Source organism: Coxiella-like endosymbiont (assembly GCF_002871095.1).
Taxonomy (GTDB): domain Bacteria; phylum Pseudomonadota; class Gammaproteobacteria; order Coxiellales; family Coxiellaceae; genus Coxiella.
This window is the reverse complement of the sequence record NZ_NSHJ01000115.1, coordinates 1-8,461: the sequence shown is the minus strand read 5'-3', so window position 1 is coordinate 8,461 and position 8,461 is coordinate 1. Positions and strand designations below refer to the sequence as shown.

Below are 8,461 nucleotides of genomic sequence, written 5' to 3'. Positions count from 1 at the left end.
GTATTATGGATTCAAACTCGTTCAGTGTATTCATTGGAAAGAATCTTCAAGGAAATATATTCTATTGAAGCAAGCACTCATTTTTTAGTTTATTAAGAATAAATCGTGATTCGATGTTTAGAATGAATGATGGATGTTTAGAATGAATGATGTAATAGCACATCCTATCATAAAGAATGAGCTTATTAAAGTGCTCAAAGATAAACTAGATAAGTAAAGTTAAGTAAAATTAAATAAATTTAAGCTTATTGTTAGGTATAACAACAGTGATTTCTTCTAGCAAATTTTCTAAAAATCCGCTAAGCTCTTCTCTCAAAGAAGCACATTGAATTAATTTAGCTATGCGCATTCATCGACTAAGTAATCAAACTGCCAATCAAATTGCTGCTGGAGAAGTAATTGAACGTCCTGCTTCTGTGGTTAAAGAATTAATTGAAAATAGTATTGATGCTGAAGCAACCCAAATTCAAATTGATATTCTCCAAGGTGGTTTAAAACAAATTCGCGTCCAGGATGATGGAAAGGGAATTCATTACGAAGATTTACCTTTAGCGCTTGAGCGGTACACGACAAGTAAAATTAAAAATGCCGAAGATTTACAGCACATCATTACTTTAGGCTTCCGAGGTGAAGCATTAGCTAGTATTGCAGCTGTATCTCGATTACAATTGACCTCAAGGCAACGCAAAGAAAATTTTGCCTATTATATTAGTAAGCTATATGAAAGTGTTACTTCACCCATACCTGTAGCTCATCCTCCAGGGAGCACAGTAGAAATTCAAGATCTTTTCTATAACATACCAGCAAGACGAAAATTTTTAAAAACACCCACCAGGGAATTTCAGCATATCAAACGGGTAATTGAGCGGATTGCTCTTGGTCACTTTTCGATCGGGTTTACTCTTGAACATAATGACAAAGAAATAATGAATTTTCAAGCAGCCTTTACAAGTTCCGATCGAATGAATCGCATCAAAAGTATTTTGGGTGATGCATTTCTACAATCTGCTATTTCCATTGAATTTATTCAGTCAGAATTATCCTTACGAGGCTATATTGCAGAACCTCACTATACGCGGAGCCAACCGGATTTCCAATTTATTTATATCGACGGCCGTTTTGTTCGAGATAAATTAATTGCTCATGCGGTTCGTCAAGCTTATCACGACGTTTTATTTCATGGGCAACACCCTGCCTATATTCTTTATCTTACAGTAAATCCTTCCTTAGTAGATGTGAACGTTCACCCCACGAAGCAAGAAGTTCGGTTTCGAGATAGTCAGTGGATACGAAATTTTATTATTCATGCGGTATCTGAAACATTAGTTCAAATAAGCCCCGGGCTTTGTGAAATAAAAATTCCATTTCCTGTGAAAAAAGTAAATGTTCAGAATACTCTACCAATAGTTCATATTCCAAATTTATCCCATTCACTTAAAGAAGATATTATTTCTTATAATAAAAAGAAAATAGCATTGAATCATACATTATACTTAGAACCTTCTTTTGAATATCCTTTAGGTCATGCGTTAGCACAATTACATGAAATTTATATTCTTGCTCAAAATAAAAAAGGATTAGTTATCGTAGACATGCACGCAGCGCATGAACGTATTTTGTATGAAAAAATGAAACAGGAAAAAGAAAAAGGGGACATAGTAACTCAATCATTACTTGTTCCTCTCCATGTTACTTTGAACCCTCAAGAAATAGAGATATATCAAGCCAATCAGTATTTATTTTTAGAACTTGGGTTTGAAATTGGATTATTAGATTCCGATAAAATTATTGTGCGTCGTCATCATTCTTTAATCAAAGTGGCTGATATTGAAAAATTAATTCGCGATGTCCTTGTGGATCTTATTGTTCATACGGCTACCTTACGTATAGAAGAAAAAATTAACGCCACATTGGCTTCCTTAGCTTGTCATGCAGCAATCCGTGCTCCTCATCTTTTAACTCTAGAAGAAATGGAAGCTTTATTGCGTGATATGGAAAAAACTATGCATGCTGGCTTATGTAATCATGGTCGACCTACTTGGAAGCAATTTGAGATTAAAGAATTAAATCGATTATTTTTACGTGGACAATAGGTGAAAAAGTATGTTGTTTGTTTAATAGGTCCCACAGCTAGTGGAAAAACTCAACTCGCTATTACCTTAAGCCAACTTTTACACTTTGAAATTATTAGTGTAGATTCAGCCATGATTTATCGTGGTCTTGATATTGGTACCGCAAAACCAACACTTCAGGAATTAAAAATTATCCCGCATCATTTGATTAATATCTGTGAAATCAAAGTTCCCTATTCTTGTGGTCAATTTTATAAAGATGCCTTAAAAAAAATTGAACTTATTCATGCAAAAAATCGAATTCCTTTGCTAGTGGGGGGGACAATGTTGTATTTTCATATATTGCAACATGGCTTTTCTGATTTGCCAATCGCCCAACCCATGCTTAGAAAAAAAATTAAAAAAGAAGCAGAAGCAAAAGGTTGGATAGCTTTATATGAGAAATTAAAAAAGATTGATCCAAAATCTGCCTTAAAAATTAATCAGAAGGATGCTTATCGTATTGAACGAGCATTAGAAGTGTATGAAACAACAGGACAACCCTTGTCGAATTATCAAAATTTAAAACGCTTAGAGGTTTTGCCTTATCAGTTTATCAATATCATTGTAAGCCCCACTAATCGGGAAGATTTACACCAACGCATTGAAAAACGTTTTGATCAAATGTTGCAGAAAGGATTTTTAGAAGAAGTTAAACAATTGTATCGACGAAATTTAAATCCTACTTTGCCAGCGCTGCGTACTGTAGGTTATCGCCAAGCCTGGCAATATTTTAAAGGTGAATCTAGCTATGAAACTATGCGGTACAAGGCGATTGTAGCTACTCGTCAGTTAGCTAAACGACAGTTAACTTGGCTTCGACGGTGGCCTGATGCTAAATGGTTTGATAGCAATAAAAAAAATTTAATCAAAAGCATTATAGATTATTTAATAAATAGTGGTTTATAAGAAAGATTTTCAAGATAAGAACTGAAAAAACTACACCCTCTGATTTTTTTTTAAAAATTTATGTATATTATTTATGTATATAATTTTATTAACTAGTTTATATTTTAAAAAGTCACTTTAAAATTAGTTAACATAAAACTATGAAATAAATTTCATATTGCTTTATTAACGACGTTAAACAGTGTAATCCTTAATGTTTTGTAATACAAACTTTATAAGTTAGACCTGATGCGTTAGTTTTAGTTATTAGTTGCCAATATAAAGATCAAGATTAGCATGCCAATAACATTAATCAGTAAACTGATTAAGATAAAGCAAAAATACTAATTCTGATTTTATAAGGTAATGATTAATCTTATAATTCTGATGCTAATGTTAATAACGAATAATTCCGTTATACAAAAGTCAATAAACATTTGTACATTGAATACCCCACAGAGCTATTACGGAGTTACACTAGTTTTTAATGATACATGTAATGGTTCATATAGCTATTTAAAAATTAACCTTTTCGGAGGTGAGGAAATCATTTAGAAATATTAATATAGAGGTACTGCATAGTACGGACTAGGATTAGTTCAAAATATTTTAGCAGATACTGTTTTTGTAAACTTTCGTCATCCAAGAAACATTATCTTCGGCACTCAAGTTACGTTATTTTGAACGCGATTCAAATTTGGACCTAGGGACCTAGATATCTATAGTTGTAGTTTTCGGGTTTGGAGTAGGGAAGAATCCAATATAAAATATTGGGATCAGTATAAAAAGTATTTCATATATATATTTGATAGCTATCCTGATGAGGTGCTCATAAAAAAAGAGGGTATAGGGCTACATTCAAATTTATAATCACGATATCATAGTCATTGTTCAAAACTCTTTCTCGAATAAATTGAATATAAGTAGCAGAAAAATAAGTAAAAGAATGACCATCAATGGAAATTATGCTATAAAGATCCCCCCTATGGATCAAATTAATAAATTTTTAAAATTTTGGTTTACAGGGGCAGTAAAAACAATTCTTCTTTTAGAGAATCATACGAATGTTTGTTGTAGAGCAAGTCTTGAAGTAGATCAGAAGATTAGCGAGTGGTTGACCCTTAATTTTACCAAGGTTATCAAGGGTCAAGACGTGAAATTAAAAAAAATACTGTTAATTTTTAGTCAATTTTCGCGACATAGATACTTAAACTCTCCTAAAGCATTTGTTCAGAATGATCACTTTGGTATATGGATTAATGGTCTCCAAGATAGGGAAGAACGTCAAACGAGTCTTATTCAGGAAGGATTTTATTATTTTCCAGTATTACATACATTATGCGAGAAATTAGCAGGAGATGATGATCTCTGTGCGTAGATACTAAATGTTATACAAATTGGTATTACTAGAAACCTTACTCCTTTATAAAAGCTTGTTTAAATTCGACAACCATCATTACAATATCACTCCTCATTTTCAAAGATTTCCTCAAGATAATAATCTTTTGAAACGAGAGTCTATCCCTGAAGACATTCAATATTTATTAAATAATATGAAAGGATTTTGAAGTTACAATGGAAGAAAAACAATTAATTTATAAAGTTATCTTTAGTCAAGAGGAAAAAGTTTATGAAATTTATGCTAGATATATTTCTGAAGAAAGTTTAATGGGTTTTATTGAAATGGAGGAGTTAATTTTTAATGATCATTCCTCAGTGCTTGTAGATCCATCAGAAGAAAAGCTAAAAACAGAATTTCAAGGAGTAAAACGAACTTATATACCTATGCACATGATTTTGCGAATTGACGAAATGGAAAAACAAGGTTCTGCTAAAATTAAAAGTCCTACCATGAAGGGGAATGTACATCATTTCCCAGGTTCTTTTAAGAAGCCCTTAAAAGATAAGGAATAAACAATTAGATATTAATGTGGTATTGTTGATTTTGATAAAATAGAGCTTTTTAAAATAGCGTTTTCTATCTTAAAATATAGATTTTTATGGATAAGAAAGAAATTACTCAAATATTTTGTTCTGATTCGATAGAGTTATTTTATTTCATTGTAATAATAAAACTCTATCTAATGTCATTTTTTTTTACTTCTAAAATTAAAACAAGAAATACTTTATTTTTTATGATCGTGGAGTCAAAAGTCGAGTATGTTTAAAACTTTTTTCGTAAAAATTTTATAGATTTATATTTATAGTTCGCCGGATAGGCAGTCGTGTGACATGCTATAAAATAAAACGCCAGAACGCTACGCTGCCATCTCTCCGACAGGGGGCCTATATTATATAAATCTACACAGTTAAAATCACATCCCTAAGCAAGTAAAAAGAGTCTTTACCTTATAAAGACAATTCAGGATTAGTTTATTTAGAATAATAAAGATTAAAAGAATTATAGGATACTATTTGATCTTCGTTATTTTAGATATGAATCACAAACAAGTAAAAATAATTGCTCAGTGAAACACTCAGTCGTGTTTGAGTGTAAAAAAATGAAAATTAACCAAGGGTATTATTAAAACGCTTCATATCCATCAGATTCTAACAGATATAGGGGGTCAGAATTTTTTGTTTTTTCAATCGGGGCAATCACGGGGCCGTGCTCTTGGTTATCGAGCGACTTTTACCATTTCTGCGTTTAAAACACCCTTTACCCGTTAATTCCTATGATCCTGAAATGTTACAAAAGTAGATCTATATTTTTTTGAGGCTTACTACTACCAATTGGATAGGATTCTGTCAGAGCATGTTATACATTTAAAATTTAATTTTCTTCCTTAACCTCTTACTTTCTCCAACATTGTTTATTTGTTGAAAAATGATCATTAAAAGGAGAGTTTTACAATCATTCGAAAAATACTGTATTTTATTGTACTATCTTACCTCATGAATAAGGAGGTAAACTATCGAATTTTATATGCATAATTTAATTATTAAAATTGCTTTACTAGTTGCTTTAGGAAGTGGAGCAAGCTTATTGGAATGGATGATTTTTCGCCGTTTTTTATCCCAATTTAAACAAAAACCCCGTATTTGGGGATATTCCTTTTTACAGGCACTCCATCAACCCCTCCAAATTTACATTTGGATGATTACTTTAAGTTTCATTGCTTCTAATATCATTCAAGTATTTTCCGCCTTCAATAGCAATTTTTTAAACGTATTATCCTCAGCACGACTAATGTTTATTCTAATTGTTTTTTTTTGGTTTATGATGCGTTTTCTTCGCCAATTGGAAGATCGCCTAACTGCTCGAGCACGAGAGGGCGTTGGTAAAGTGAGTGATGAAACTAGCATACATGCTTTGGCGCAATTAATGCGAGTTGTCATTATTGTATTAATTTTATTAATATTTCTCCAAACTATCGGGCTCAAAATGTCTGCTGTATTAGCATTTAGTGGGATGGGAGTAGCCGTAGTGAGTTTTGCTGCCAAGGACACTTTGGGGAATTTTTTTGGTGGTATGATGATTTATTTAGACCGTCCTTTTTCTGTAGGTAATTGGATTCGCTCTCCAGATCGTCAAATTGAAGGGACGGTAGAATATATCGGTTGGCGTTTAACACGCATTAGAACATTTGATAAACGTGCTCTTTATGTGCCTAATGGAATTTTATCTAATATTGTTATTGAAAATCCCTCCCAAATGACAAACCGACGCCTTAAAATTACCCTAGGCGTGCGTTATTCCGACGTGGCAAAAATCCCCGCTTTAGTAAAAGATATTGAAAATAGATTACGAAAGAATCCCGCTATTGATACTACCCAGACTTTATTTGTGAATCTTTTTGAGTTTGGTTCTTCCTCGCTGAATATGTTGGTCTATGCTTTCACTAAAACAACGGAATGGGTGAAATTTCAGATGATCCAACAGAAAGTAATTTTAGAAATTATAAATCTTATTTCTCAATATGAAGCAGAGTGTGCTTTTCCTACTCAAACGGTTTATTTTCCGGAAGGGGTATTTTTAAAAATAGCGAAAGGAGGAATGAATAATGAACACAACGGTCGAAGGAGCAGTGATAAAGAGGGATGCCCCGATGATTCTACCTGAGCATATTCGTGAAGTATTTGCAAAAGCTACCTGTCTTTATTCTAAGACAGAAGTGGAGGCTGCTTTGGATACCATGGCTACAGAAATTAGCTTAGCCCTGTCTTTTTCTAATCCTATTTTTTTATGTGTAGTAGTTGGGGGGATTGTTCCACTTGGAAATTTATTGCCACGGTTAGATTTTACCTTAGAAGTAGATTATATTCATGCTACGCGTTATTGCACCAATACGAAAATCAAAAATTTGGAATGGAAAGTTAAACCTACTTGTAAAATAAAAAACCGTACAGTAGTGGTCGTCGATGATATTTTAGATGGAGGAGTCACTTTAGCCGCTATTATTAATTTTTGTAAAGAACAAGGAGCAAAATCAGTTTATTCTGCTGTTTTAGTAGATAAATATAATGCTCGGTTACCTAGTGGTCCTGAATCTGCTAATTTTAGCGGCTTAAAAGTGGGAAATCATTATGTATTCGGATACGGGATGGATTATAAAGGATATCTTCGTAACGCCCCTGGGATTTATCGAGTAGCTCCTGAACATGAATAATTTTAGTTCATAATAATCATTATGATTAACCTTTCAAGTAAGAGGAATAATTTTAATTAGTACCCCATAATAGAGAAAGTCCAGATAATTCAATTGATTGCTTCGCATACGTCGTTCTTGGCTTTCATACCAAGAACCTGATCCACTTGATTGATTAAAAAGTAAAGATATAGAAATATTAAAATAATGTTGAACATTAGCGCGAAATAAACCTCGAACCTTATCGCCCTCGATACGTATAGGACGAGTAGATAAATGAGTTATCGATTGTTGCCATGCTAAATGCAACAAGGTCTGATATTCTAGATTTTTATCTAATTCAGTTTGCTCGTTTTTTAAAAGAAATTGTGAAGTAGGAAGCGGTTTAATTTTTTTGGCATAAAAAAAGTTAGGATCAAGAGAGGTAGAAGTTAAGCATTCTTTGAGGGCGTTATTTTGGAAAGTTGGTTGTGAAAAAATAATCATTTCAATTTGATAAATTTTTGCTTCGCTGGTAACAAAAGGATTCAAAGTAATAAATAATAAGATTAAGAACCATTTCATAAAGAAAATTTACCTCTACTCTTTCAATTGCAAACTTGGAAAATCATCTACTTCTTAAATTAACTGACGAAAGAAATGCTAAGTTTTCAGCATCACAATATAAATATTGTGAATATAAGCCAATTGAAATATAGTTTTGATTTTTATTTTAAAAGGTAATCTGTAGATAAGTGTGGGAAAAATTTTAATACGTATAATATACGTACATTTTTCAAGAATAGGTGTTTTTTTTCCTGAATCATAAGATACTGATTGTTTTGACTTTGTATTATTCATCTACTCTGCATACTTTAACTCTAATATATGGAT

At 32.4% G+C, this 8,461-nt stretch carries 8 protein-coding genes; 7 read left to right on the top strand and 1 reads right to left on the bottom strand.

Annotation, left to right across the window (positions count from 1 at the left end):
* The first annotated feature begins 341 nt into the window (after positions 1–341).
* The 7 genes from mutL to CLERM_RS02540 all read left to right on the top strand — a co-directional run bounded on the left by mutL (position 342) and on the right by CLERM_RS02540 (position 7,609).
* Entirely contained in the window at positions 342–2,093 is a 1,752-nt protein-coding gene (mutL, locus tag CLERM_RS02570; protein ID WP_102157035.1) for a DNA mismatch repair endonuclease MutL, read from the top strand.
* A 24-nt stretch (positions 2,094–2,117) separates the two neighbouring features.
* Positions 2,118–3,020: a tRNA (adenosine(37)-N6)-dimethylallyltransferase MiaA gene (gene miaA / locus CLERM_RS02565; RefSeq protein ID WP_338028232.1), complete on the top strand. Its 903-nt coding sequence runs from the start codon at positions 2,118–2,120 to the stop codon at positions 3,018–3,020.
* 964 nt (positions 3,021–3,984) lie between these two features.
* Positions 3,985–4,377 (top strand): hypothetical protein, encoded by a 393-nt coding sequence (locus CLERM_RS02560; protein WP_145996294.1) that lies wholly within the window; start codon positions 3,985–3,987, stop codon positions 4,375–4,377.
* A 7-nt stretch (positions 4,378–4,384) separates the two neighbouring features.
* A complete protein-coding gene (locus CLERM_RS04220; protein WP_102157032.1) occupies positions 4,385–4,567 on the top strand; it encodes a DUF924 family protein in 183 nt (60 codons plus the stop codon).
* 7 nt (positions 4,568–4,574) lie between these two features.
* Positions 4,575–4,913, top strand: a complete 339-nt coding sequence (locus tag CLERM_RS02550) for a DUF1820 family protein (protein WP_102157031.1) — start codon at positions 4,575–4,577, stop codon at positions 4,911–4,913.
* A 1,012-nt stretch (positions 4,914–5,925) separates the two neighbouring features.
* The gene (locus tag CLERM_RS02545; RefSeq protein ID WP_102157030.1) at positions 5,926–7,062 is read left to right on the top strand and encodes a mechanosensitive ion channel family protein; all 1,137 of its coding nucleotides are present in this window, start codon (positions 5,926–5,928) and stop codon (positions 7,060–7,062) included.
* Positions 7,049–7,609 (top strand): hypoxanthine-guanine phosphoribosyltransferase, encoded by a 561-nt coding sequence (locus CLERM_RS02540; RefSeq protein WP_102157029.1) that lies wholly within the window; start codon positions 7,049–7,051, stop codon positions 7,607–7,609. The genes CLERM_RS02545 and CLERM_RS02540 overlap by 14 nt, the downstream gene beginning before the upstream one ends.
* 33 nt (positions 7,610–7,642) lie before the next feature.
* Here CLERM_RS02540 and CLERM_RS02535 read toward each other — a convergent pair whose 3' ends face one another.
* On the bottom strand, positions 7,643–8,152 hold the full coding sequence (locus CLERM_RS02535; RefSeq protein WP_102157028.1) for a CsiV family protein: 510 nt from the start codon (positions 8,150–8,152) through the stop codon (positions 7,643–7,645).
* Between the last annotated feature and the right edge of the window lie 309 nt (positions 8,153–8,461).

Coding starts and splice junctions, on each gene's coding strand:
- mutL (WP_102157035.1), top strand. CDS start 342: ATGCGCATTCATCGACTAAGTAATCAAACTGCCAATCAAATTGCTGCT.
- CLERM_RS02560 (WP_145996294.1), top strand. CDS start 3,985: ATGGATCAAATTAATAAATTTTTAAAATTTTGGTTTACAGGGGCAGTA.
- CLERM_RS04220 (WP_102157032.1), top strand. CDS start 4,385: ATGTTATACAAATTGGTATTACTAGAAACCTTACTCCTTTATAAAAGC.
- CLERM_RS02550 (WP_102157031.1), top strand. CDS start 4,575: ATGGAAGAAAAACAATTAATTTATAAAGTTATCTTTAGTCAAGAGGAA.
- CLERM_RS02545 (WP_102157030.1), top strand. CDS start 5,926: ATGCATAATTTAATTATTAAAATTGCTTTACTAGTTGCTTTAGGAAGT.
- CLERM_RS02540 (WP_102157029.1), top strand. CDS start 7,049: ATGATTCTACCTGAGCATATTCGTGAAGTATTTGCAAAAGCTACCTGT.
- CLERM_RS02535 (WP_102157028.1), bottom strand. CDS start 8,152: ATGAAATGGTTCTTAATCTTATTATTTATTACTTTGAATCCTTTTGTT.